Consider the following 23,142-nt stretch of genomic DNA (forward strand, 5'->3'; position numbering starts at 1 on the left):
GCCGAATTCCTGCTCAAGGAAGCCGGCGTCGCCCTGGTCCCCGGCTCGGCCTTCGGCCTGCCCGGCCACATGCGTCTGTCCTACGCCACCGACATGGCCACCCTGGAAGATGCCTGCGGGCGAATCCGCAAGGCGATCGAATCCGCATAGGAAACCACCGCACAGCGAAGCCATAAAATGGCCTCGCCCCGGTTGACGCCGAGGGCGAGGCCGAATAAGATAGCGGCCCTCGCTTGAGGCGAGCAGATCAATTCCCCGGTAGCTCAGTTGGTAGAGCGGGTGACTGTTAATCACTAGGTCGGCGGTTCGAGCCCGTCCCGGGGAGCCAGATTGAAGAGAAGGGCCAGTTCACGCGAACTGGCCCTTTTTTCATCGTGCCGGGGCAAACAAGGGAGCGGCAGTGTGAGAGCCATCACCGAGGTCTTCTCCATCTTCCTCAAGCTCGGGCTCACCTCCTTTGGCGGGCCGGTGGCCCACCTCGGCTTCTTCCAGCGGGTCTTCGTCCAGGAAAGACAGTGGCTGAGTTCGGCCACCTACGCCGAGCTGGTCGCTCTCTGCCAATTCCTGCCGGGCCCGGCCAGCAGCCAGGTGGGCTTCGCCATCGGTCTGCATCGTGCGGGCATGGGCGGCGCCCTGGCCGCCTGGCTCGCCTTCACCCTGCCCTCGGCCCTCATCATGATCGCCCTCGCCGCCGGTCTGGCGACCTTGGATCCGGCCGACTATGAAGGCCCGCTGCGCGCCCTCAAGGCCGCCGCCGTGGGCGTGGTGGCCTGGGCGGTCTGGGGCATGGCCCGCCACCTCACCCCGGACTGGCAACGCCTGCTGATCGCGGCCCTCGCCGTGGCCACCGCCCTGGGCCTGCCCCTGCTGCTCGGCCTGTCCATACTGGGCCAGATCAGCGCCCTTGTCCTCGGCGCCCTGCTCGCGCCCCTGCTCGTCCCCCGCGTGGCGGTTCAGGCCGGCTCGGCCCTGTCCCTGCCGTTCCGGCGCCGGGGCGGCCTGGTGGCCGCTGGGCTCTTTGTGGGGCTGCTCCTGGGGCTGCCATTGATGGCCTGGCTCTTCCCCGCCACCTGGCTGTCGATCAGCGATGCCCTCTACCGCGCCGGCGCCCTGGTCTTCGGCGGCGGGCACGTGGTCCTGCCTCTGCTCCACGCCGAAACCGTCGCCACCGACATGCTCGACGAAGACAGCTTCCTGGCCGGCTACGGTGCCGCCCAGGCCCTGCCCGGACCGCTGTTCGCCTTTGGGGGATTCGTCGGTACCGCCGCCGGGGGCATCGGCATCGGGCTGCTGGCGCTGATCGCCATCTTCTTGCCGGGCATGCTGATTCTGCTGGCAGTGCTGCCCTTCTGGGCCCGCGTGCGCGAGAACCAGCACCTGCGCCGCCACCTGGCCGGCGTCAACGCCGCCGTCGTCGGCATCCTCGCCGCCGCCCTCTACGACCCCGTCCTCACCGCCGGCATCAGCGACTGGCGCGACACCCTCCTCGCCCTCGCCGTCCTGGCCGGTCTGGCCTCCGGTCGCATACCGGTGTGGCTACTGGTCATCGCAGCGGGGGGCATTGGGTTTTTGATCTACTGATTTTTGGGTGCCACTAAAAATGGTGGGTATTACCATCGCTCATCCGGGTGGCGACCGAAAAAGCTTGGAAGGGGCTTCTTCAAATGCCTGGGCTCTGCCCGGCATTAAAAAAACAGGGTATTTTAATTGTTGGTTCCCTATCTTCTGGAGCCACATCATTCATTCCCCATCTGTCCTAGCATAAACTTCATTCTCACAGCTCTCATCCCTGAAGAAGCAGATGGTCATTTGTTCATCTGAAACTGACTTCACCTTTCCGATCAATGGATCATCGTCACCGTGAAATTGATAATCTGCAACAAATTCCCTTCCAACCATGGTCAATTTATGGCTGTCAGGGTCAAAATGCCACGAACCTTTCTCCACGACTGGGTACTCAAGGTCGTCGGCGTAGCAATCACTAAAGATTACATAAGAGCCACCCGCATCAAATCGAATCGCAGGCGGACACCCCTCCATCCTCGCATCATGCTTTTCTAGTCTCTCAAAAAGCCAAGTACCCAAAAGGTTCTTTTCAAACGAGCCCTCTTCTCCTGAGACTTCCGCATCAACCATCAGACTCCCGATTAATACAAGGCCACATACGAGTATCAATCTACTCATGTCCCCTCCCCTTCCTCAGGCTGCTTATCCACCGTCCCTCAAGTTGAGACCGCATCATGGGCCTCGGTACTCAGCCTGCCAGGATAACCGTGTCGTACTCTCCAACATGCATCCAAACCTGGGATTCGGGATGCTGGCGAGAAAGCAAGCACAAGATGTCCTCGAAGAATCGTTCAGCAGCAGTGAAAGACCCTACATGCTCAGTCGTTGTCCATTTTTCTGATGAACCGCTGCAGATAGTCACGAAACTCCGGGCCCAGTTCAGGATGGGCCAGGGCGAGTTCGACGTTGGCTTCGAGGTAGCCGAGTTTGTCGCCGCAGTCGTAGCGTTTGCCGTTGAAGTTGTAGGCGTAGACGGATTCTTCACGGAGCAGGCGGTCGATGGCGTCGGTGAGCTGGATCTCGCCGCCGGCGCCGCGGCCGGTGGTGGCGAGCAGGTCGAAGATTCGCGGGGTGAGGACGTAGCGGCCGATCACGCCCATGTTGGAAGGCGCCTGTTCGGGGCTGGGTTTTTCCACCATACCCATGAGACGCCAGAGACTTTCCTCGAGGGGCTCGCCGTCGACGATGCCGTAGCGCGAGACATGTTCGTCGGGGACGTGCTGGGTGCCGAGGATGCTGCCGCCGCGCTTTTCGTATTGCTCTCGCATCTGGCTGAGGCAGCCCGGGCCCTCGGCATGGACCAGATCATCGGCGAGGACCACATAAAAGGGTTCCTGGCCCACCAGATTGCGGGCACAGTGAACGGCGTGACCGAGTCCGAGGGCTTCGGCCTGGCGGATGTAGATGCAGTCGACGCCCTCGGGGACGATGTTCTGCACGGCTTCCAGGCGGTCGGCCTTGTGACGCAGGGAGAGTTCGTTTTCCAGTTCATAGGCCCGGTCGAAGTGGTCCGGGATGGCGCGCTTGTTACGGCCGGTAACGAAAATGAGCACTTCCGCGCCGGCCTCCACGGCTTCCTCGGCGGCGTATTGAATGAGGGGCTTGTCCACCACCGGCAGCATTTCCTTGGGATTGGCCTTGGTGGCGGGCAGAAAGCGGGTGCCGAGGCCCGCGACGGGAAAAACGGCCTTGCGGATTTTATTGCTCACTGGGCTCTCTGCTCCTTGAATCTCGAGGGCTGACTGTTGTGATGCACCCCTCAGTCTAATTCCCGAGCGGCCCAAGAGGAAGCCAGGGAAGCTCAGCCAGGCAGCTTAGCTGCCCCGGTTGGATGCATCTCGAGCGAAGTGCCAGACACGCAGCACCTCAACGAAGTCCGCCTTGATTCTCTAGACGAGCAGGTACGGGGTATTCTGGACGTGCCATTCCCGGGTAGTTTCGTCCTCGCCCACTCGGCCGATATAAGGGTATTCGAGCAAGGTGCGGGTTGCATCCAGCAGTCTCTGGGCAATCTGCTGAGCGGCTTTTGGGTTGTCCTGCGCTATGAAATCGTGGGCTTGTTCAAAATCTTGTAGGGCGGGCACTGTCCAACGTAGCTTCAAGACCTCAACCCGTATTTGGCAAACACCCGGCGCACTGCGTCTTCACTGGCGTACTCGCCGCGATCAGCGGCGGCCAAGCCTTCCGCCACGGCTTCCCGGTAGCGGAGCAGTTCCATAACGTCTGCCCAGCTCGCGTCTTCGGGCAGACGCTCGGCCAGGGTGTGCAGCTCTTGTCGGATGTCGCTTGCCATGGAATTCATTCTATCCCCACCTCTTCGGGCGCTTCAACAAATGCAGAAGAGGCCCGGCAGGGCCGGGCCTCCAACAGTCACCTTGCGGGAAAGAGCTGGCTCAGTCGTCCACCCGGATGCGCTCGCGGTTGCGGTCCAGGGTGACCTCGCCCACGCCGCTGACCATGATCAGGTCTTCGGGGCTGAGGAACTCGCCGTGCTCGTCACGGAATTCGACGATGGCCTGGGCCCGGGTCTCCCCTACCCCTTCCAGTGCATCGGCGATTTCATCGGCCGAGGCGGTGTTGATATTGACCGACTGACCGGCAATGACGGTGTGAGCGACAAGGAAGAGTACAGCGGCCACGAGGCCTTTGAAGAAAGATCCAGTCATGATTATTCCCCTTTGTTTTACTGATCCCTGAAGTTGAGTTCAGACGTCCGTGTTGCGGACGGGGAATATTGTTGTTCAGCGGGGGACTTCCATCAACGGCGAATTTCCATTCCGCTTGTAGGAGGATTCAGTACATGGGGTAGGGAAATTTCGTAATGGGGCCGGATGCTGTTCCAGCTCTTGCAGCTGGGGCATTGCCAGAGCAGGTGGCGGGCGGTGAAACCACACTCGTTGCAGCGGTACTTGGGAGCGGCCTCCAGCAGCCGCTGCAGGGCGTGACGCAGGGATTGCATGCTCTGCTCGGAATCTTCCGGCGGTTGACCGGTCAGAAGCTCCACCAGCTCGGTGAAGCCCTTGAGCCCCGGCGCACCGCGAAGATACTGGGCAATACAGGCTTCAGCGACCGGGTCCTTGATGTCGGGATCAACGATGGCCGCCAGGGCAATCTGGGAGACGGCATCATCCGAGGCCGTCCGCAGATCCTCGAGGACCATGGAAAAGCCCTCGCCCTGACTGCTTTCCTGGAATAGGCGATAAAGGGAGGGCAGGACTTCCAGGGCAAGGGAGACATCGGTCTCCAGGGCGCGGCGAAGACTGCGGATACCGCTGCGCGGGTTGCCCTCCTCGCGCATCAGCCGGGCACGAAGCATGGCGGCGCGCACATTGCGGCGGTCAAACATCTCTGCCCGCTTGAGATAGCGACGGGCCTGTCGCAGATCGCGCTCATTGAGACGGGCCTCGGCCAGCTCACAGTAATACTGGGCGGCCCGGTCATTCTGGGGATGACCGGTGGCCAGCTCGAGCTTGCGGGCCATGAGGATGGCCTGGTCCCAGTCTTTTTGTTGTTCGTAGATGCTGATCAGCCGGCTCAGGGCTGACTCCATATAAGCGCGCACATCGGTCAATTCGAGAAACAGGCTTTCCGCCCGGTCCAGCAGACCGGCGCGCATATAGTCCTCGGCCAGGGCGAACAGCGCCTGGTGGCGTTGGTTTCGATTGAGATTGGGACGGGCAATGAGGTTCTGATGAATGCGGATGGCCCGGTCCACTTCCCCGCGACGCCGGAACAGGCTACCCAGGGCGAAGTGGGTTTCCACCGTGCTGCTATCCACTTCCACCATCCGGATAAAGACTTCAATGGCCTTGTCCGGCTGTTCTTCCAAAAGGTAATTCAGACCCTGATAGTAATCGGCACGCATGCCGCTGCCGCCGCTGCGGCGCCCGGCACGGCCGCGCCGCCCCAGCAGCCATCCCAGCAATAGGGCCAGCGGCAGGGCAAGCAGGATCAACAGAAACAGTTCAGCGGTCATTCCTGATCGGCAGGTTGCGGAGGTTGTTTACCTCGGTCTCGGCCAAACGGGCCGCACGCTTCAGTCGGGCATTGTCCCGCTTCATCCGCACGATCATACCGAGACTGGCCAGGAAACCCAGGATGGCGCCAATAAAGGCACTGCTCCACAGGGCAATGGGGAGTGGGAGCTCAACGCTACCAATCAGGTAATTAAGCTCCACGGATGCGGTGTTGACCCAGGTGAGCACAACCACCACCAGGATCAAGAGAATCAGCAGGGTAAGACGAAGGAAACGCATGATGGCCAACTCCGACGGACTGTTCCTGGAACGGGAATTGCCAACTAAGGCAAGCGCCCGTGCGGAGAACTTTACCACAGTGTGATCAGTCCGCCCGCTCCAGTTCCTTCTGATATCCGTCATTGACACGTTCGCGGAGGTCCTTGCCCGGCTTGAAATGGGGCACATACTTGCCGGACAGGGCCACCGACTCACCGGTCTTGGGGTTACGCCCCATGCGAGGTGGCCGGTAGTGAAGGGAGAAGCTGCCGAATCCGCGAATCTCGATTCGACGGCCGCTGGATAGGGAATTACTCATTTGCTCAAGTATGGTCTTGACCGCCAGTTCCACGTCCTTGGCCGGCAAATGCCCCAATCGCCCAGAGAGAACTTCGATGAGCTCGGACTTGGTAATCTTGTTCATCTTGGTGGTCCCCTACCCCTTTCCAAGGAAAACTTCCCCGACGCCTGGCCTGGGCCAGACGCCGGGAAAGCCTATACCTTCATCCCGAAAGATTACTTGTTTTCAAGCTGCTCTTTCAGCAGGTCGCCGAGGCTGGTGGTACCACCGGTGCCCTGGCTGCTGTCGGAGTACTGCTTGACCGCCTTGCGCTCTTCCTGCTCATCCTTGGCCTTGACCGACAGGCTGATCACGCGGGTCTTGCGATCGATGCCGACGATGCGGGCTTCGATATCATCACCCTCGTTGAGCACACTGCGGGCGTCTTCCACTTTCTCGCGGGACAGCTCGGAAGCACGCAGATAACCTTCCTGCTCTTCCGGCAGATCGATCACGGCACCCTTGGCGTCCACTTCGCGGACCTTGCCCTTGATCATGCTGCCCTTGGGATACTCGGCCAGGAAAGCACCCAGCGGGTCCTTGTCCATCTGCTTGACGCCGAGAGAAATCCGCTCGCGCTCGGGGTCGACGGAAAGCACAACGGCTTCCACTTCGTCGCCCTTCTTGAAGTCGCGAATGGCTTCCTCGCCGGTCTGATCCCAGGAGATGTCGGAGAGGTGAACCAGGCCGTCGATGCCGCCTTCCAGGCCAACGAAGATACCAAAGTCCGTGATGGACTTGATCTTGCCGGTGATCTTGTCGCCCTTGTTGTGGGTGGCGGCGAACTCGTCCCACGGGTTGGGCTGGCACTGCTTCATGCCGAGGGAGATGCGGCGACGCTCTTCGTCGATATCCAGCACCATGACCTCGACTTCATCGCCCACCTGGCAGATCTTGCCGGGGTTGATGTTCTTGTTGGTCCAGTCCATTTCGGACACGTGCACCAAACCTTCCACACCTTCCTCGATTTCCACGAAGGAACCGTAATCGGCCAGGTTGGTCACCTTGCCGAAGATGCGGGCACCAACCGGATAACGGTGGGCGATCTGAATCCACGGATCCTCGCCGAGCTGTTTGAGGCCCAGGGACACGCGCATGCGCTCACGGTCGAACTTGAGCACCTTGACCTCGATCTCGTCGCCCACGTTGACCACCTCGGAGGGATGGTTCACGCGGCGCCAGGCCATGTCGGTGATGTGGAGCAGGCCGTCGATACCGCCCAGGTCCACGAAGGCACCGTAGTCGGTGAGGTTCTTGACGATACCCTTGGTGACCAGGCCTTCCTGCAGTTCTTCCAGAAGCTTGTCGCGTTCTTCCTTGTACTCTTCTTCGACCACCGCGCGGCGGGACACCACCACGTTGTTGCGGCGACGATCGAGCTTGATGACCTTGAATTCCAGTTCCTTGCCTTCCAGGTAGGTGGGGTCGCGCACGGGGCGTACGTCCACCAGGGACCCGGGGAGGAACGCGCGGATGTTGTCCAGGTCGACGGTGAAACCGCCCTTGACCTTGCCACTGAGGTGGCCGTGGACAATCTCGCCGGCGTCGTAAGCGGCTTCCAGCTTGGTCCAGGTGCGGGCACGCTTGGCCTTTTCCCGGGACAGGCGGGTCTCGCCAAAGCCATCCTCGACAGCGTCGAGGGCCACTTCGACTTCATCACCTTCGCTGACTTCCAGCTCGCCCTCTTCATTACGGAACTGGCTGACCGGGATCACACCCTCGGACTTCAGCCCCGCATTGACGATGACGAAATCATCCCGGATCTCAACCACCTTGGCGTGGATGATGGAACCGGGCTGCATCTGCTCCGCGGCGATGCTCTGTTCAAACAGTTCGGCAAAACTTTCTGACATGTGGTTATCTTCCCGTGCCCTCTCGGGCAGCTTCTGTTGTCCGTCACGGGCCATCCCGCCCATGCCGGGGTTTGATTGATCGGATCCGACCTCCTGTCTGATCCGTCCTGCAACGAAAAAACCGGTCAGGCCCCTGGCCTGCCCGGATGTGATGGCCGGCATCCGCCCTTTTGGGGCCTAGCCGTCCAGCCTTTCCTTGACCAGCGAAAGCACGCGATCAAGCACCTGGTTGATGCTCAATTCGGTGGTGTCGATGCGCACCGCATCGTCCGCCGGCTTGAGCGGCGAGGTGGAGCGCTCGGCATCGCGCCGATCCCGCTCCGCAATCGCAACTTCAAGCTCACCAACGTTAGCATCAATCCCCTTCTCTTTCAACTGCTTATGACGTCTCAGGGCCCTTTCCGCGGGGCTTGCGGTCAAAAATATCTTGAGCGGGGCGTCCGGGAAGATGGTGGTCCCCATGTCACGGCCATCGGCCACTAGCCCCGGCGCCTGTCGAAAGTCCTTCTGGAGCTTGACCAGGCCGCGACGCGCGCCGGGCACAGCGGCGATCCGCGAGGCCATGGTGCCGCAATCCTCGGTCCGGATTTCCCGGCTCACATCCTCGCCGGCAAGCAGCACCCGCTGCTCGCCCTCGCCGGCCTCGAAACGCACCGCCAGGCTCTGGGCCATGGTTTCCAGGCGGGCTTCCTCCTCGGGTGCCACACCGGCGCGCATGGCCGACAGGGCCAGCAGGCGATAAAGGGCGCCGCTGTCCAGAAGATGCCAGTCCAGCGCCTGGGCCAGCAGTGAAGCGGTTGTTCCCTTGCCGACACCGCTGGGCCCGTCAATGGTCACCACCGGAATGTCGGACGACTCGCTATTCACCATCATGACTCCTGAATATTGACCCCCACTGCCTTGCAGCGGGCAATGAAATCGGGGAAAGAAGTGGCCACATTGTCCACATCATCGATCCGCAGTTGCTCGCCGGCGGGCAGCAAGGCGCCCAGCATGGCGAAGCTCATGGCAATACGGTGATCGCCCCGGGAGGCGATCCGGCCGCCCCGAATCGGACCACCGGTGACCGACAGGCCATCGGGCCGGGTCTCCACCGACAAACCCATGGCCTGCAGGCCTTCGGCCATGGCGGCGATGCGATCACTTTCCTTGACCCGCAGCTCGGCCGCGCCCTCCACATGGGTCGTGCCCCGGGCGCGGGCGGCGGCAATCATCAAGGCGGGAATCTCGTCCACCGCCAGGGCCACTTCCTCGGCACTGACGGTAATGGCTTCAAGCGGCTGCCCGGTCACCCGGATGTCAGCCACCGGCTCTCCGCCGACCAATCGCTGGTTCTCCAGACCGACAGCGGCCCCCATCCGTTTCAGCAGGCGCAGGAGCCCATCGCGAGTGGGGTTGATGCCGACCTGGCGCAAGCATATTTCCGCCCCCGGCCGGGCGGCGGCCAGGGCCACGAAGAAGGCCGCCGAGGAAAAATCTGCCGGCACATCGATATCCTGGCCGCGCAGACCACCGGGCCGCAGGCGTACCTCGCCCTGCCCCCATTCGATATCGGCACCCAGACCGGCCAGCATGCGCTCGCTGTGATCCCGGGTGGGCGCCGGCTCGCGGACCCGGGTCTCGCCCCGGGCATGCAACCCCGCCAACAGGATGGCGGATTTGACCTGGGCACTGGCCACCGGCATGGCATAGTCGATCCCCTGCAATCCCTCATGGCTGGCCAGATGCAGGGGCGGACGGCCGTCCTCGGCCCGGATCGCGGCGCCCATGGCGTTGAGCGGATCGACGATTCGCCCCATGGGCCGGCGGCACAGGGAGGCATCTCCCGTCAGGCTGGCGGGCAGGTTCAGGCCCGCCAGCAAACCGGTAAGCAGGCGCAGACCGGTCCCGGAATTGCCCAGATCCAGGGGCTTGTCGGGGGCACGCAGGCCACCACCGGCCGGACCGACCACGCGATAGCTGCCGGGCCCCAGAGAATCAATTCGGGCACCCAGGGCGCGGAGAGCTGCCAGGGTATTGAGGCAATCCCTCGCCTCCAGCAAACCCCGAATCTCGCCACCGCCTTCGGCGATGGCAAGAAACAGCAGCGCCCGATGGGAGATGGACTTGTCACCCGGCACCTGCAGGACGCCGCCAATCTCGGCGGCCGCCCCAAGCTGCCATCCACGTCCCTGTGCCGAGCCCATGCCGGAAACCTGGCTCACGCCGTGGCGCTGCCCATGACCGCATCAAAGGCATGGAAGAAGCGCTCGTTCTCTTCCGGGAGGCCCACCGAGACGCGCACATGGGTGGGCATGCCGTAGCCATCCAGAGGCCGCACGATCACGCCCTGGCGCAGCAGGTCCTGGAAGACCTCACGGCCCGGGCGGCCGGTATCCACGGTAACGAAGTTGCACACCGAGGGAATGGTTTTAAAGCCCCGCTCGCGCAAGCCGGCCTGCATCTTGGCAAGCTCCTCCCGGTTCATGGCGATGGACTTGTCGATATGGGCCTGATCAGCCAGGGCCGCGGTGGCAGCCACCTGACCCAGGGTATTGGGATGGAAGGCCAGGCGAACGCGGTTGAGCAGATCGGTGATTTCTTCGCTGGCCAGACCATAGCCCACCCGGATCCCCGCCAGGCCATAGGCCTTGGAGAAGGTCCGCATGACCAGCAGGTTCGGGTAATTGGCCAACAGCGTCTGGCCGTCCGGATAATCCGCCTCTTCCACGTACTCGTAGTAGGCCTCGTCCAGCACCACCAGGGTGTCGGCCGGCACCTTGTCCAGGAAGGCAGTCAGGGTGGCCCGATCCACCCAGGTCCCGGTGGGGTTGTTGGGGTTGGCGATGAAGACCACGCGGGTGTTCTCATCGATCTGCCCGGCCATGGCCTCCAGGTCATGACCGTAGGGCATCGCCGGGTGGTCCTCCGGCAGGGCGTCGGCCACCCGCAGCTCGGCACCGGCGGCCTGACTGACGATGGCGTAGATGGCAAAGCCGTATTTCGAAAAGACCGCGTTGCGGCCCGGCCCCAGGAAGACGCGGGCAATCAGTTCCAGGATATGATCCGAGCCGGTACCAAGGGTGATTTGCTCCGGCTTGACACCATGCTTTTCGCACAGCGCCCGCTTGAGATCAAAGCCGTTGCCGTCGGGATACAGCGCCAGATCCTCCAGGGCCTCGCGCATGGCGGCCTGGGCCTTGGGGCTGGGCCCCAGGGGGTTTTCATTGGAGGCGAGCTTGACGATATCGTCCAGGCCCAGTTCACGCTGCAGCTCGCTGATGGGCTTGCCCGGCTCATAGGGCTTGAGGCTCTGCACACCCGGCAGGGCCTTGTCCAGGAATTGGCTTGCCATGATCACTCCAGTATCTGTATTTGAGAGGAAAACCTCTGATTACGACCAGGCCGGCGGCAGCGCCGCGGCCTTCTCAGCCGCGGGCAGACACCGGCGCGATGCTTCTGGCTTTCAGGACGCCGTCGATGGCCTCGATGGCGGCCGCCACCGTCTCGGGCACCTCGCCATCCACGTCCACCAGGGTGTAGGCCAACTCGCCCTGTGACCGATTGAGCAGATCAACGATGTTGAGGCCGGCCTCGGCCAGGGCGGTACCCACCTGCCCCACCATATTGGGGACATTGGCATTGGCCACGGCCAGCCGCCCGCCGTCGGTACGGGGCATGACCACGTCCGGGAAATTCACCGAATGGCGTATATTACCGTTCTCGAGGAAATCTCGCAGGTTTTGCACCGCCATTACCGCGGAATTGGCCTCCGCCTCGCCGGTAGAGGCTCCCAGATGCGGCAGCGCCACCACCCTTTCCCGCTTCAGCAAGTCCGGATGGGGGAAATCCGTGACGTATCCGCCGAGATGTTCCGACTCCACCGAGGCAATCACCGCCTCCCGATCCACCAGGCCATCACGGGCAAAGTTCAGCAGCACGGCCCCGGGCCGCATGACAGCGATCCGCCGCTCGTTGATCAGGTCCCGGGTCTTGTCCATCAGCGGCACATGCAGGCTGACCACATCGGATTCCCCCAGCAATTCGTCAAGGCTGCGGGCCTGGCGCACGTCCGAGGCCAGCCGCCAGGCGTGCTCCACGGTCAGGCCCGGATCGTAGCCGATGACCTCCATGCCCAGGGAGCGGGCGGCGTTGGCCACCTGCCCACCGATGGCGCCAAGACCCACCACACCGAGCCGGCGGCCGGGCAGTTCACGACCCACGAAGCGTTTCTTGCCCGCTTCCACCGCCTTCTCGAAGCTCTCTCCCTCGCCTTCGATCCGCTCCACGAACTCCAGGGCCGGGGCGATGTTGCGAAAGCCCATGAACAACCCCGCGATCACCAGCTCCTTGACCGCGTTGGCATTGGCGCCGGGGGCGTTGAACACGGGGATTCCCTGCTCGGAAAGCCGATCCACCGGGATATTGTTGACCCCGGCACCCGCCCGGGCCACGGCTTTCAGATTGGGAGACAGGGGCTGCTCGTGCAGCCTTGCTGAGCGGACCAGAACCGCATCCTCGGACTCGATACTGCTGCCCACCTCGTAAAGGCCGCGGGGAAAGGCCTCAAGACCGGCTTCGTTGATATTGTTGTACGTCTTGATGCGAAAAATCATGAATCAATACCCTGTCGGATAAAAACCACCAGGTCCGCTGCAGCCGCGGAGAGTCCGGACCGGCAGCGAAGTCTTGCTCGATAACCTTGAACCGACTCAGCCGTAGCGCCGCTCGAAGTCGGCCATGAAATCCACCAGGGCCTGGACACCTTCCAGCGGCATGGCGTTGTAGATACTCGCGCGCAGGCCCCCAACGGCGCGGTGGCCGCCCAGGGTCAACAGGCCGAGATCCCGGGCTTCCGACTTGAAACGATCCTCCAGGGCCGAGTCGGCCAGGAAAAACGGCACGTTCATCAGCGAACGGCAGGCCGGTACCACCGGGTTGCGGTAGAAATCCGACCCGTCGATGGCACCATAAAGCAATTCGGCCTTCTTGCGATTGCGATGGGCCATGGCCTCCACCCCACCCTGCGCTTTCAACCACTGAAACACCAGCCCAGCCACATACCAGGCAAAGGTGGGCGGCGTATTGAGCATGGAGCCGGCCCCGGCCTGGGCCTTGAGGTCCATCAGCGCCGGCGTGCCCTCGCGGGCGCCGGTGAGCAGATCCTCGCGGACAATGACAATGCAGAGCCCCGCCGGACCGATATTCTTCTGCGCCCCGGCATAGATCAGGCCGTAATCCCGGACATTGATGGGCTCGGAGAGAATGGCCGAAGACAGGTCGGCCACCACCGGCACAGCCCCCGTGTCCGGCAAGTCTGGAAAACGCAGTCCGTGGATGGTTTCATTGGGTGTTACATGGACATAGTCGGCACCGGGGTCGAAATCGTAGTCGTCCGGCACCCGGGTGTACTCGTTCTCCTCGCTGTCGCCCGCAATGTGTAGCTGACAGAATCGCCGGCCCTCGGCAATGGCCTTGCTGGACCAGTGTCCGGTGCGGACATAGTCGGCACGGCCACTGCCATTGGCCAGATTCAGCGGTAAGACGGAAAACAGGGCCGTGGCCCCGCCCTGCAGAAACAGCACCCGGTAGTCATCCGGAATCGCCATCAACTCGCGCAGATCGGCCTCGGCGGCCTCGGCGATGTGCCGAAAATCCGCCCCCCGGTGACTCATCTCCATGGCCGACATGCCCGAGCCGTTGGTGTCCGGCAACTCCTCCTGAATCCGCTCAATCACCGCCCCCGGCAACATCGCCGGCCCCGCGCTGAAATTCCACGCCCGCTGCGTCACGACGCCTCCCGGCTCAATAAACAAGGAACCCTTGACCACCCGACCCGGCACCGATGACTGGATCAGAGGTCTCAGTATGATGCATCAGTCAACCGGCATGGGACCAGCCTGAAAGGCTTATATGCACTATTGATCTTTGTGAGGGGTCAGGGGTCAGGGGTCAGGAGTGAAGGGTAAGAAACAAACAGAGCACGGCGCCCGCCGTGCCCTCAGATCAAGCAAGGTTTTCCTCTGCGTCTTTGCGTCTCTGCGCAAGGCAAACCCCCGCCCGAGGATTACTCTTCGGCCGGGCCTTCCCCTGCATCGCCCTCTTCATCCTCACCGTTCAGGGCCTCGACGCGTTCCACGCCGACCAGTTTCTCGTCCTTACCGAGGCGGATCAGGCGAACACCCTGGGTGTTGCGGCCGACCACGGAGATGTCGTTGACGCCGGTGCGGACCAGGGTGCCGGCATTGCTGATGAGCATGATCTCGTCGTCGTCGGAGACGAGCTGGGCACCTACCACCCGGCCATTGCGCTGGGAGGTCTGGATGGACTTGATGCCCTGCCCGCCCCGGCCCTGAACCGAGTATTCACTGACCGGCGTGCGTTTGCCGTAACCGTTCTCGGTGGCGGTGAGCACATCGCAATCATCACTGGCGATCTGCAGGCTGACCACTTCGTTACCGGCCGGCAGCTTGATGCCACGCACGCCCGAGGCCGTACGGCCCATGGTGCGGACATCGGATTCCTTGAAACGGATGGCCTTGCCATTGCTGCCGAACAGCATGATGTGGGAACCACCATCGGTGATCGCCGCACCCACCAGGGCGTCGTCGCCCTTCAGACCCACGGCAATGATGCCGCTGGTACGGGGACGGGAGAACTGCTCCAGGGAGGTCTTCTTGACCACGCCACTGCGAGTGGCCATGAACACGAAGTGATCGGCATCGTACTCTCGCACCGGCAAGACGGTGGTGATGCGCTCACTGGGCTCCAGCGGCAGCAGATTGACGATCGGCTTGCCACGGGCGCCACGACCGGCCTGGGGAATCTGATAGACCTTCAGCCAGTAGACCTTGCCGTGACTGGAGAAGCACAGCATGGTGTCGTGGGTATTGGCGATGAAGAGCTTGTCGATGAAGTCTTCATCCTTGACCTGGGTGGCGGCCTTGCCGCGCCCGCCCCGGCGCTGGGCCCGGTAGGCGTCCACCGGCTGGGACTTCACATAGCCGGCATGGGAGAGAGTCACCACCACGTCTTCCTCGCTGATGAGATCTTCCATGGACAGATCGCTGTGATCGATCTGGATCTCGGTGCGGCGGGGGTCGCCATACTGTTCACGAATGGCTTCCAGTTCCTCGCGAATGACCTGGGTCAGGCGCTCTTCACTGTTCAGGATTTCGCGCAGATCCTCAATACGTTCCAGCAATTCCTTGTATTCATTGAGGATCTTGTCCTGCTCAAGCCCAGTGAGACGATGCAGCTTGAGGTCCAGGATGGCCTGGGCCTGGGTCTCGGTGAGCTGATACTCGCCGTCCACCAGACCGAATTCACTGCCCAGCCCCTCCGGCCGCGAGGCCTCGGCACCGGCCCGCTCCAGCATGTCGAGAACGATGCCGGGCTGCCAGCGCTTGGCCACCAGGGCGGCCTTGGCCTCGGCGGGGCCTGGCGATTGCTTGATCAGCTCAATGACCGGGTCGATATTGGCCAGGGCCACGGCCAGGCCTTCCAACACATGGGCCCGCTCACGGGCCTTGCGCAGATCGAAGATGGTGCGGCGGATGACCACTTCGCGGCGGTGGCGGATGAAGGCATCCAGCACCTGCTTGAGGTTCATCAGCCTCGGCTGACCGTCCACCAGGGCGACCATGTTGATGCCGAAGACCTGCTGCATCTGGGTCATCTGATACAGGTTGTTGAGCACCACGTCGGCGACTTCGCCGCGACGCAGCTCAATCACCATGCGCATGCCGTCCTTGTCGGACTCATCACGCAGGTTGGTGATGCCCTCGATGCGCTTTTCCTTGACCAGCTCGGCGATCTTTTCCAGCAACCGCGCCTTGTTGACCTGATAAGGCAGCTCGTTGACCACGATGGTCTGCTTGCCGGATTTCTCGTCGGTCTCGATCTCGGTGCGGGCGCGGATATAGATGCGGCCACGACCAGTGCGGTAGGCCTCGTGGATACCCCGGGCACCATTGATGATCCCGGCGGTGGGGAAATCCGGCCCTGGGATGTGCTCCATCAATTCGTCGATGGTGGTATCCGGGTTCTGCAGCAGGGCAATACAGCCGCTGACCACCTCGCTCAGATTGTGGGGCGGGATATTGGTGGCCATGCCCACGGCAATCCCGGAGGAGCCGTTGATGAGCAGATTGGGCAGCTTGGTGGGAAGTACCTGCGGCTCCCACTCGGATTCATCGTAGTTGGGGATAAAGTCGACGGTTTCCTTGTCGATATCCGCCAGCAATTCATGGGCGATCTTGGCCATGCGCACTTCGGTGTAACGCATGGCGGCCGGCGCGTCGCCGTCGATGGAGCCGAAGTTGCCCTGCCCGTCCACCAGGGTGTAGCGCATGGAGAAGGGCTGGGCCATGCGCACGATGGCGTCATAGACGGCCGAGTCGCCATGGGGGTGGTATTTACCGATGACGTCACCGACCACGCGGGCTGACTTCTTGTAGGACTTGTTGAAGTCATTACCCAGGACCTTCTGGGCATAGAGAACCCGGCGGTGAACGGGCTTGAGGCCGTCACGGACATCCGGCAGGGCGCGCCCCACGATCACGCTCATGGCGTAATCGAGATAGGACTGGCGCATTTCGTCTTCGAGGTTGACGTTCGAGATTTCGCGAGCGATATCAGCCATTGGGCAGGCAGGCTCCCCGGTTAATCAACACGGTGACAGGCGGAGGGACCATCCGGGGCCCTCCGGGCCGCCGCGGCCCCTGACGGGGCGGCGGACATAAAGCGGTAATCTTACCATAGGCGCGGGCGGGAGAGTGCCCTCAGGCGGACGGCTGCAGCAGCTCCATGCCCTGGCCCTCGGCCGGGCTGCAAATCCCCTTTTCGGTCACGATGGCCGAGACCAGTCCGGCCGGGGTGATATCAAAGGCGGGGTTGAGCGTCTCCACCCCTTTCGGCGCCCGGGACAGACCGGCCGCGGCCCATATCTCGCTCGCCTCCCGATGCTCAATCTCGATATCGTCGCCCCGCGCCAGGCGGGGATCGATGGTGCTACTCGGGGCGGCGACGATAAAGGGGATGTCATGGGCGCGGGCAGCCACGGCCAGGCCATAGCTGCCGATCTTGTTGGCCACATCCCCCTGGCGGGAGATCCGGTCGGCGCCGATGATGACCGCGTCCACCCGCCCGGCCGCCATCAGGGCGGCGGCGGCACTGTCCACGATCAGACTCACCGGAATCCCGTCCTCGGCCAGCTCCCAACTGGTGAGCCGCGCGCCCTGAAGCCAGGGGCGGGTCTCGGTGGCAATCACCCCTTTCAAGGCGCCCCGCTCCCAGGCCGAGCGGATAATGCCCAGGGCGGTGCCGTGCCCGCCAGTGGCCAGCGCGCCGGTGTTGCAATGGGTGAGTACCGTCACCCCGTCGGGCAGCAGGCGACTGCCCAGCTCACCAATGCGCCGGTTGGCGGCCAGGTCGGCGGCCTCGATCCGGGCCGCCTCGGCCTCGCAGGCAGAGACCGCGTCTTCGGCCCGCTCAACACCGGCTACTGATTCCCGCATGCGATTGATCGCCCAGCCCAGGTTCACCGCCGTGGGACGGACAGCACCCAAGGCGGCCATCTGCCGGTCAAAGCCCTGCCGCCAGTCCTCCTGGCCCGCCACAGAACGGATGGCCAGCACCGCGCCCCAGGCGGCGGCGATGCCGATGGCCGGCGCCCCACGCACCGCCATGCCGGCAATGGCCTCGGCCACGGCGCTGGCGCTATCACAACGAAGCCAACGGGTTTCGGCCGGCAACAGGCGCTGGTCGAGGACCTCCAGCACGCCCTCCTCCGGCTTCCACAAAAGCGGTTTCAACATTGATAATCCCTGTTTGGGCGGCCCCGGAACGGGGGCCTGGCTGATGGGGCGTATTCTACCGCCCGGGGCCGCCGGCGAACCAGAAGCGCGCCATGCAGTCCCATTCAGGGTGAGAGTAATCAGGGGATCACAATCATGAATCGCCGCATGGCATGGCTGACTGTTTTCATCCCCCTCCCGCTACTGGCCGCACCGGATCTTGAGTTCCCACCTGCCGAGATAATTGACTGGGACAGGGAAGTCTTCGAAGGCGAGACCGCCTACCGTCTGGTTGAGATGGAGGATCGCGAGGCCATTCATGCCCTTTGTGAGAGCAGCGCCTCGGCCCTCTACCTGGAACAGGAAATTGACCTCCGGGAAACACCGATCATCGAGTGGTCCTGGCGCATCCGTGGCAGCTATGGGGAAGACATCGACGAATCCAGTCGCGAGGGCGACGACTATCCGGTCCGCCTCTATGCCATCAGCGATGGCGGCTGGCGCCGCTGGCAGACCCGTGCGGTCAACTGGGTCTGGGCCAGCGGCAAGGACCAGGGCGAAAGCTGGCCCAGCGCCTATGCCGATCAGGTCAAGATGGTGGCGCTGCAATCCGGTGAGGAGAAGGCAGGCCAGTGGGTCACCGAGCGGCGCAATATCCGAGAGGATTTCGCCCGTTTCCACGACAGGGAGATTGAGACCATCGACGCCATCGGCCTGATGAGTGACTGCGATGATCTGGACACAAGTAACGAAGCCTGGTTCGGCGGCATTCGTCTGCTGCCGGCGGAGGCGGACGACTAAAGACGGGCCGATGTTATAGTGGCGCCCTTCCACAGCAATAAAAAATCAGGAGTCCAAGCATGGACGATATCGTCGATGTCATCTCCCGCCCCGACCTGATCGAACTGCTTCTGGCCTGGACCGGCCGGATTGCCGTCGCCCTGCTGATTTTCATTGTCGGGCGGTGGATCGCCCGCATCATGGGCCGGCAATTGGAAAAAGCACTGACCCGGGCCCATATGGACCCGACACTGGCCCAGTTCGGGGGCACCATCGCCGGTGCGGTGATCACCGTCATCGCCCTGATCGCCGCCCTTACCCATCTCGGGGTGCAGGTCACCTCCCTGGTCGCCATTCTCGGCGCCGCCACCCTGGCCATTGGCCTGGCCATGCGTGACTCCCTGTCCAACTTTGCCGCCGGCGCCATGCTCATGGGCTACCGCCCCTTCAAGAGCGGCGACTTTGTGGAAGCCGGTGGCCAGATGGGTGTTGTGGAAACGGTCGGGATCTTTCATACCAAGATCCGGACCACCACCAACCAGGAAATCATCATCCCCAACAGCCGTATCTACGGGGATGTAATTACCAACTATTCGGCCCGCGACCGTCGCCGCATCGATGTGACCGTGGGCATCAGCTACGACGACGACATCACCGAGGCCAAGCGCATCATCCACGAGGTCATCAGCGCGGACTCGCGCCTGCACCAGGACCCGCCGCCCATTATCTGGGTGGGTGAAATGGCTGACAGCAGCATCGACCTCTGGGTCAAGGTCTGGACCGACCTGGACCCCTTCTGGGATGCCCGCAGCGATCTGCTGGAAAACATCAAGAAGCAATTCGATGAGCGCGGCATCACCATCCCCTACCCGCAGCGGGATGTCCATCTCTACGAGGAGAAGCCCGGATCATGAGCGAGACCGTGGACTTGCTGATCGAAGCGGGCTGGATCGTGCCGGTGGAGCCCGAGGGCGTGATCCTGAAAGATCACTGCGTGGCCATCGCCGATGGTCGAATCAAGGCGCTGCTGCCGCGCTCACAGGCGCATGAGCAGTTCCAGGGGGAAGAAACCGTCCGCCTGCCGGACCATATGCTCACCCCCGGCTTCGTCAACGCCCATACCCATGCGGCCATGAGCCTGCTCAGGGGCTATGCCGACGACCTGCCCCTGATGACCTGGCTCAATGATCACATCTGGCCGGCCGAAGGTCACTTCGTGGGCCCGGAATTCGTCCGCGATGGCAGCGAGCTGGCCATGGCCGAGATGATTCGGGGTGGCACTACCTGTTTCAACGACATGTACTTCTTCCCGGACATCGTCGCCCGCAGTGCCAGCCGGCTGGGCCTGCGGGCCTCGCTGGGCATGATCGTGATCGAATTCCCCAGTGCCTGGGCGGCCAATCCGGCGGAATATCTGAGCAAGGGGCTGGAAGTCCGCGATACCTTCAAGTCCGACCCCCTGCTGTCCTTCTGTTTCGCCCCCCATGCGCCCTATACGGTTTCCGACGACAGTCTGGAACGTCTGCGGGGTTACGCCGACGAACTGGATGCCCCGGTTCACATGCATGTCCATGAGACTGCCGCGGAAGTGGCGGATGCGGAGCGGGAACAGGGCGAGCGGCCCCTGGCCCGACTGGAACGACTGGGACTGCTCAATCCCTCGCTGATGGCGGTCCACATGACGCAGCTTACCGACGATGAGATCGGGCGTGTAGCGGAGAACGGCGCTTCGGTGCTGCACTGCCCGGAATCCAATCTCAAACTGGCCAGCGGCTTCTGCCCGGTGGCCCGTCTGGACGCGGCCGGTATCAACCTGGCCCTGGGCACGGACGGTGCCGCCAGCAACAATGACCTGGACATGATTGGCGAGATGCGCACCGCCGCCATGCTGGCCAAGGCGGTGGCCGACGATGCGGCCGCCCTGCCCGCCAGCCGCGTACTGCGCATGGCCACCCTGGGCGGTGCCCGGGCCCTGGGCCTGGAAAACGAGATTGGATCCATTGAAGCCGGCAAGTGGGCCGATCTGACTGCCATCGATCTCAGCCCGATGGCCACCCAGCCGGTTTACAATCCCGTTTCTCAATTGGTTTATGCCGCCAGCCGCGATCAGGTCAGTGATGTCTGGGTGGCCGGCCGGCGCTTGCTTCAGGATGGCCGCCTCACCGCCATTGATGAAATGGAACTGCGGGAGCGCAGCCGCGAGTGGGGGCGCCGCCTCGAGAAGGCCCACGGCGAATACAAGGAACAACAGGCATGACCGAGACACGCCGGCAGAATGTGGACCCCGCCGAGATCGGCAAGTTTGAAGCGACCGCCAGTCGCTGGTGGGACCCGGAGGGTGAGTTTCGAACGCTCCACCAGATCAATCCCCTGCGGGTGGAATACATCGTGCGACGCTGCGGTGGCGTTCAGGGCCGGCGGGTCCTGGATGTGGGCTGCGGCGGCGGCTTGCTGTCCGAGGGACTGGCGGCCGAGGGGGCCGAGGTAACCGGTATCGACCTGGGCAGCACGGCCCTGTCAGTGGCCGATCTGCATCTGCTGGAATCGGGCCTGAAGGTGGAGTATCTGCGCCGCAGCGTGGAAGAGCACGCCGAGGAGCGGCCGGGCGAATACGACATCGTGACCTGTCTGGAAATGATCGAGCATGTACCCGAACCGGCCTCGGTGGTGGCGGCCTGTGCCAGACTGCTGCGCCCCGGTGGCCAGGCAGTCTTCTCGACCATCAACCGCACCCCCAAGGCCTGGCTGATGGCCATCGTCGGTGCCGAATACGTGCTCAACATGCTGCCTCGCGGCACCCATGAATACGACAAGCTGGTGCGGCCCTCGGAACTTCGCCGCTGGGCCACCGCCGCGGGACTGCAACACCGTGACAGTACCGGCCTGCACTACAATCCCCTGCTCGGTGACTACCACATGGGCGGGAATGTGGATGTCAATTACTTCATGCACTTCGAGAAACCCGAATGAGTTTTCGCGCCCTGCTGCTGGACCTGGATGGCACACTGGCGGACACCGCTGCCGATCTGGGTGGTGCCCTCAATCAACTCTTGCACCAGGAAGGCCGTCGGCCGTTGCCGGCGGACAGGATTCGACCGATCGCCTCCGACGGTGCCCGGGGGCTGCTGCGACTGGGCTTTGATATTGATCGGGGTGAGCCGGGCTTTGATGAACTGCGTGCCCGCCTGCTCCAGCTCTACATCGATCGCATTGCCGAGGAAACCCGCCTGTTCGAGGGCATGAATGAACTGCTGTGGTGGCTGCATGGGCAGCAACTGCCCTGGGGGATTGTCACCAACAAGCCCGATTGGCTGACCCGCCCCCTGCTGGAAGCGATGGCGATCGAACCGGAAGCCGCCTGCGTGGTCAGTGGCGACACGGTAAGCCGGGCCAAACCCTGGCCGGATCCCCTTCTCCATGCCGCCCAATCCCTCCGGCTGCCGGCAGCGGATTGCGTTTACGTGGGCGATGCGCCACGGGACATTGAAGCGGCGGTGGCTGCCGGCATGCTCCCCGTAGTCGCCGGCTGGGGCTACTTGCCGGCTGATGTCGATCCCAGTGACTGGGGCGGTCTTGCCGTCTGCGAGCGGCCGGTGGACCTGCAGGCCTGGCTGGACCAACGACTGCTTGAGGCCGCTGGGAGCGCAGGCACCCCGGCATGACTGAAATGCTATCTCCCGATCTACAGTTGATCAGTCCCTTCCTCCCAGGCTCGGATCGAGAATCCTTGCAGCGCCTCCATGCCCTGGTCGGGGAAATCCGCCACGGGGTGTTTTCGGTCAGCGACGAGTCATTGGCCCGGGTCAAACTGGCCTGGTGGCGGGATGAGCTGAGCCGACTGCTGGACGGCCAAGGACAACATCCGGCCAGCCAGGCCCTGATCAGTGCGCAGCCCGAAGCGCCTTCCCGATTGGACGGAGGCGAGCTGGGGGAAATTCTGGAAGGCCTGCTGATGCGGCTGGAGGGCCGGGGTTACAATGATGCCGACGAGCTGCTGCTGCACGCCTGGCGCGACCAGGGTGCCTTGGCCGTGTGCTCGGCAAGGCTGGCCGGCGCCGTCCATGACGATACACTGGCCGCGGCCCGCGATCTCGGCCTGGCACATGCACTGGCAGGAACGGTAAGCGACTTCGAGAACGAACGCCGACAGGGACGCATCTGGATCCCCCTGGACTGGCAACGGGAGGCGGAAACCTCCCCCGAATCGATACTGCGATCGGCACCGGACACGGCCACGATGGAAAGACTGCTCACACCCGTGCTGGCCATGGCAGAGGAACGCTTTGCCGCCGCCGCCAAGCCCTGCCCGCAGCGCGCAAGCCTGCGTGGCCCGGCCCTGCTCGCGGCCCTGGCCATGCAGGATGCCCGCCGTTGCCAGGGCAAGCGCTGGCAGGCACGCCGACGGAGCGGACTCGCCACCCTCTTTCGAGCCTGGCGAGCGGCACGACAGGAACTCAGACTGGAACAGCAACCCGATTAGCCCAGGAGACCGCAATACCATGCCACGCAATATGCGAAATTATGAGGCCCCCGCCGACCTGCTCAAGGACCGGATCATTCTGGTCACCGGCGCCGGTGACGGTATTGGCAGC

General features: G+C 63.1%; 24 protein-coding genes, 1 tRNA gene and 1 pseudogene. 10 read left to right on the forward strand and 16 right to left on the reverse strand.

Annotated elements, in window-relative coordinates; all coding sequences use genetic code 11:
* From VCB98_RS11220 to chrA, 3 genes are all read left to right on the forward strand, one after another.
* On the forward strand, positions 1 to 150 hold a 150-nt coding region (locus tag VCB98_RS11220), incomplete at its 5' end, for an aminotransferase class I/II-fold pyridoxal phosphate-dependent enzyme (RefSeq protein WP_346052629.1).
* A gap of 102 nt (positions 151 to 252) precedes the next feature.
* Positions 253 to 328, forward strand: a tRNA-Asn gene (locus VCB98_RS11225).
* A 74-nt stretch (positions 329 to 402) separates the two neighbouring features.
* Entirely contained in the window at positions 403 to 1,581 is a 1,179-nt protein-coding gene (gene chrA, locus VCB98_RS11230) for a chromate efflux transporter (RefSeq protein WP_346052599.1), read from the forward strand.
* A gap of 159 nt (positions 1,582 to 1,740) precedes the next feature.
* Here chrA and VCB98_RS11235 read toward each other — a convergent pair whose 3' ends face one another.
* From VCB98_RS11235 to mtnA, 16 genes are all read right to left on the reverse strand, one after another.
* Positions 1,741 to 2,184, reverse strand: a complete 444-nt coding sequence (locus VCB98_RS11235) for a hypothetical protein (RefSeq protein ID WP_346052601.1) — start codon at positions 2,182 to 2,184, stop codon at positions 1,741 to 1,743.
* A 200-nt stretch (positions 2,185 to 2,384) separates the two neighbouring features.
* Complete coding sequence (gene galU, locus VCB98_RS11240; protein WP_346052603.1) at positions 2,385 to 3,275, reverse strand: UTP--glucose-1-phosphate uridylyltransferase GalU; 891 nt, start codon at positions 3,273 to 3,275, stop codon at positions 2,385 to 2,387.
* 180 nt (positions 3,276 to 3,455) lie between these two features.
* Positions 3,456 to 3,650 carry a type II toxin-antitoxin system RelE/ParE family toxin gene (locus VCB98_RS13965; protein ID WP_374729212.1) on the reverse strand — a complete coding sequence of 65 codons (195 nt, stop codon included), beginning with the start codon at positions 3,648 to 3,650 and terminating at the stop codon, positions 3,456 to 3,458.
* A 14-nt stretch (positions 3,651 to 3,664) separates the two neighbouring features.
* Positions 3,665 to 3,868 carry a hypothetical protein gene (locus tag VCB98_RS11250; protein ID WP_346052607.1) on the reverse strand — a complete coding sequence of 68 codons (204 nt, stop codon included), beginning with the start codon at positions 3,866 to 3,868 and terminating at the stop codon, positions 3,665 to 3,667.
* Between the two features lie 91 nt (positions 3,869 to 3,959).
* Positions 3,960 to 4,232 (reverse strand): ComEA family DNA-binding protein, encoded by a 273-nt coding sequence (locus tag VCB98_RS11255; protein ID WP_346052608.1) that lies wholly within the window; start codon positions 4,230 to 4,232, stop codon positions 3,960 to 3,962.
* Positions 4,233 to 4,324: 92 nt separating this feature from the next.
* Positions 4,325 to 5,542 (reverse strand): lipopolysaccharide assembly protein LapB, encoded by a 1,218-nt coding sequence (gene lapB / locus VCB98_RS11260; RefSeq protein ID WP_346052609.1) that lies wholly within the window; start codon positions 5,540 to 5,542, stop codon positions 4,325 to 4,327.
* A complete protein-coding gene (locus VCB98_RS11265) occupies positions 5,532 to 5,822 on the reverse strand; it encodes a LapA family protein (protein WP_346052610.1) in 291 nt (96 codons plus the stop codon). The genes lapB and VCB98_RS11265 overlap by 11 nt, the downstream gene beginning before the upstream one ends.
* An 85-nt stretch (positions 5,823 to 5,907) precedes the next feature.
* Entirely contained in the window at positions 5,908 to 6,216 is a 309-nt protein-coding gene (locus VCB98_RS11270; RefSeq protein ID WP_346052631.1) for an integration host factor subunit beta, read from the reverse strand.
* Between the two features lie 101 nt (positions 6,217 to 6,317).
* On the reverse strand, positions 6,318 to 8,048 hold the full coding sequence (gene rpsA / locus VCB98_RS11275; RefSeq protein ID WP_346052632.1) for a 30S ribosomal protein S1: 1,731 nt from the start codon (positions 8,046 to 8,048) through the stop codon (positions 6,318 to 6,320).
* A gap of 123 nt (positions 8,049 to 8,171) precedes the next feature.
* The gene (cmk, locus tag VCB98_RS11280) at positions 8,172 to 8,864 is read right to left on the reverse strand and encodes a (d)CMP kinase (RefSeq protein WP_374729213.1); all 693 of its coding nucleotides are present in this window, start codon (positions 8,862 to 8,864) and stop codon (positions 8,172 to 8,174) included.
* Entirely contained in the window at positions 8,864 to 10,180 is a 1,317-nt protein-coding gene (aroA, locus tag VCB98_RS11285; protein WP_346052633.1) for a 3-phosphoshikimate 1-carboxyvinyltransferase, read from the reverse strand. The genes cmk and aroA overlap by 1 nt, the downstream gene beginning before the upstream one ends.
* A 14-nt stretch (positions 10,181 to 10,194) precedes the next feature.
* Entirely contained in the window at positions 10,195 to 11,328 is a 1,134-nt protein-coding gene (gene hisC, locus VCB98_RS11290) for a histidinol-phosphate transaminase (protein ID WP_346052614.1), read from the reverse strand.
* A gap of 73 nt (positions 11,329 to 11,401) precedes the next feature.
* Positions 11,402 to 12,589, reverse strand: coding sequence for a phosphoglycerate dehydrogenase (locus tag VCB98_RS11295; RefSeq protein WP_406672859.1), 1,188 nt, complete (start codon positions 12,587 to 12,589; stop codon positions 11,402 to 11,404).
* A gap of 96 nt (positions 12,590 to 12,685) precedes the next feature.
* Positions 12,686 to 13,726, reverse strand: a complete 1,041-nt coding sequence (gene serC / locus VCB98_RS11300) for a 3-phosphoserine/phosphohydroxythreonine transaminase (RefSeq protein ID WP_374729215.1) — start codon at positions 13,724 to 13,726, stop codon at positions 12,686 to 12,688.
* A 314-nt stretch (positions 13,727 to 14,040) separates the two neighbouring features.
* A complete protein-coding gene (gyrA, locus tag VCB98_RS11305) occupies positions 14,041 to 16,617 on the reverse strand; it encodes a DNA gyrase subunit A (protein WP_346052617.1) in 2,577 nt (858 codons plus the stop codon).
* A 139-nt stretch (positions 16,618 to 16,756) separates the two neighbouring features.
* A complete protein-coding gene (mtnA, locus tag VCB98_RS11310) occupies positions 16,757 to 17,791 on the reverse strand; it encodes an S-methyl-5-thioribose-1-phosphate isomerase (RefSeq protein ID WP_346052619.1) in 1,035 nt (344 codons plus the stop codon).
* 135 nt (positions 17,792 to 17,926) lie between these two features.
* On the opposite strand from mtnA, the gene VCB98_RS11315 reads away from it, so the two are divergent.
* From VCB98_RS11315 to VCB98_RS14010, 7 genes and pseudogenes are all read left to right on the forward strand, one after another.
* The gene (locus tag VCB98_RS11315) at positions 17,927 to 18,571 is read left to right on the forward strand and encodes a DUF3047 domain-containing protein (protein ID WP_346052621.1); all 645 of its coding nucleotides are present in this window, start codon (positions 17,927 to 17,929) and stop codon (positions 18,569 to 18,571) included.
* A gap of 59 nt (positions 18,572 to 18,630) precedes the next feature.
* The gene (locus VCB98_RS11320) at positions 18,631 to 19,464 is read left to right on the forward strand and encodes a mechanosensitive ion channel family protein (RefSeq protein WP_346052623.1); all 834 of its coding nucleotides are present in this window, start codon (positions 18,631 to 18,633) and stop codon (positions 19,462 to 19,464) included.
* Positions 19,461 to 20,807, forward strand: a complete 1,347-nt coding sequence (locus tag VCB98_RS11325) for a TRZ/ATZ family hydrolase (protein ID WP_346052625.1) — start codon at positions 19,461 to 19,463, stop codon at positions 20,805 to 20,807. Before VCB98_RS11320 ends, VCB98_RS11325 begins: the two co-directional genes overlap by 4 nt.
* On the forward strand, positions 20,804 to 21,520 hold the full coding sequence (gene ubiG / locus VCB98_RS11330; RefSeq protein WP_346052626.1) for a bifunctional 2-polyprenyl-6-hydroxyphenol methylase/3-demethylubiquinol 3-O-methyltransferase UbiG: 717 nt from the start codon (positions 20,804 to 20,806) through the stop codon (positions 21,518 to 21,520). Before VCB98_RS11325 ends, ubiG begins: the two co-directional genes overlap by 4 nt.
* Entirely contained in the window at positions 21,517 to 22,212 is a 696-nt protein-coding gene (locus VCB98_RS11335) for an HAD family hydrolase (protein WP_346052627.1), read from the forward strand. Before ubiG ends, VCB98_RS11335 begins: the two co-directional genes overlap by 4 nt.
* The gene (locus VCB98_RS11340; protein ID WP_346052628.1) at positions 22,209 to 23,030 is read left to right on the forward strand and encodes a squalene/phytoene synthase family protein; all 822 of its coding nucleotides are present in this window, start codon (positions 22,209 to 22,211) and stop codon (positions 23,028 to 23,030) included. Before VCB98_RS11335 ends, VCB98_RS11340 begins: the two co-directional genes overlap by 4 nt.
* A 31-nt stretch (positions 23,031 to 23,061) precedes the next feature.
* Positions 23,062 to 23,142: pseudogene (locus VCB98_RS14010) on the forward strand (YciK family oxidoreductase); the annotation flags it as partial.

The sequence above is a fragment of the Natronospira elongata genome, assembly GCF_034931365.1.
Classification (GTDB): Bacteria; Pseudomonadota; Gammaproteobacteria; order Natronospirales; family Natronospiraceae; genus Natronospira; species Natronospira elongata.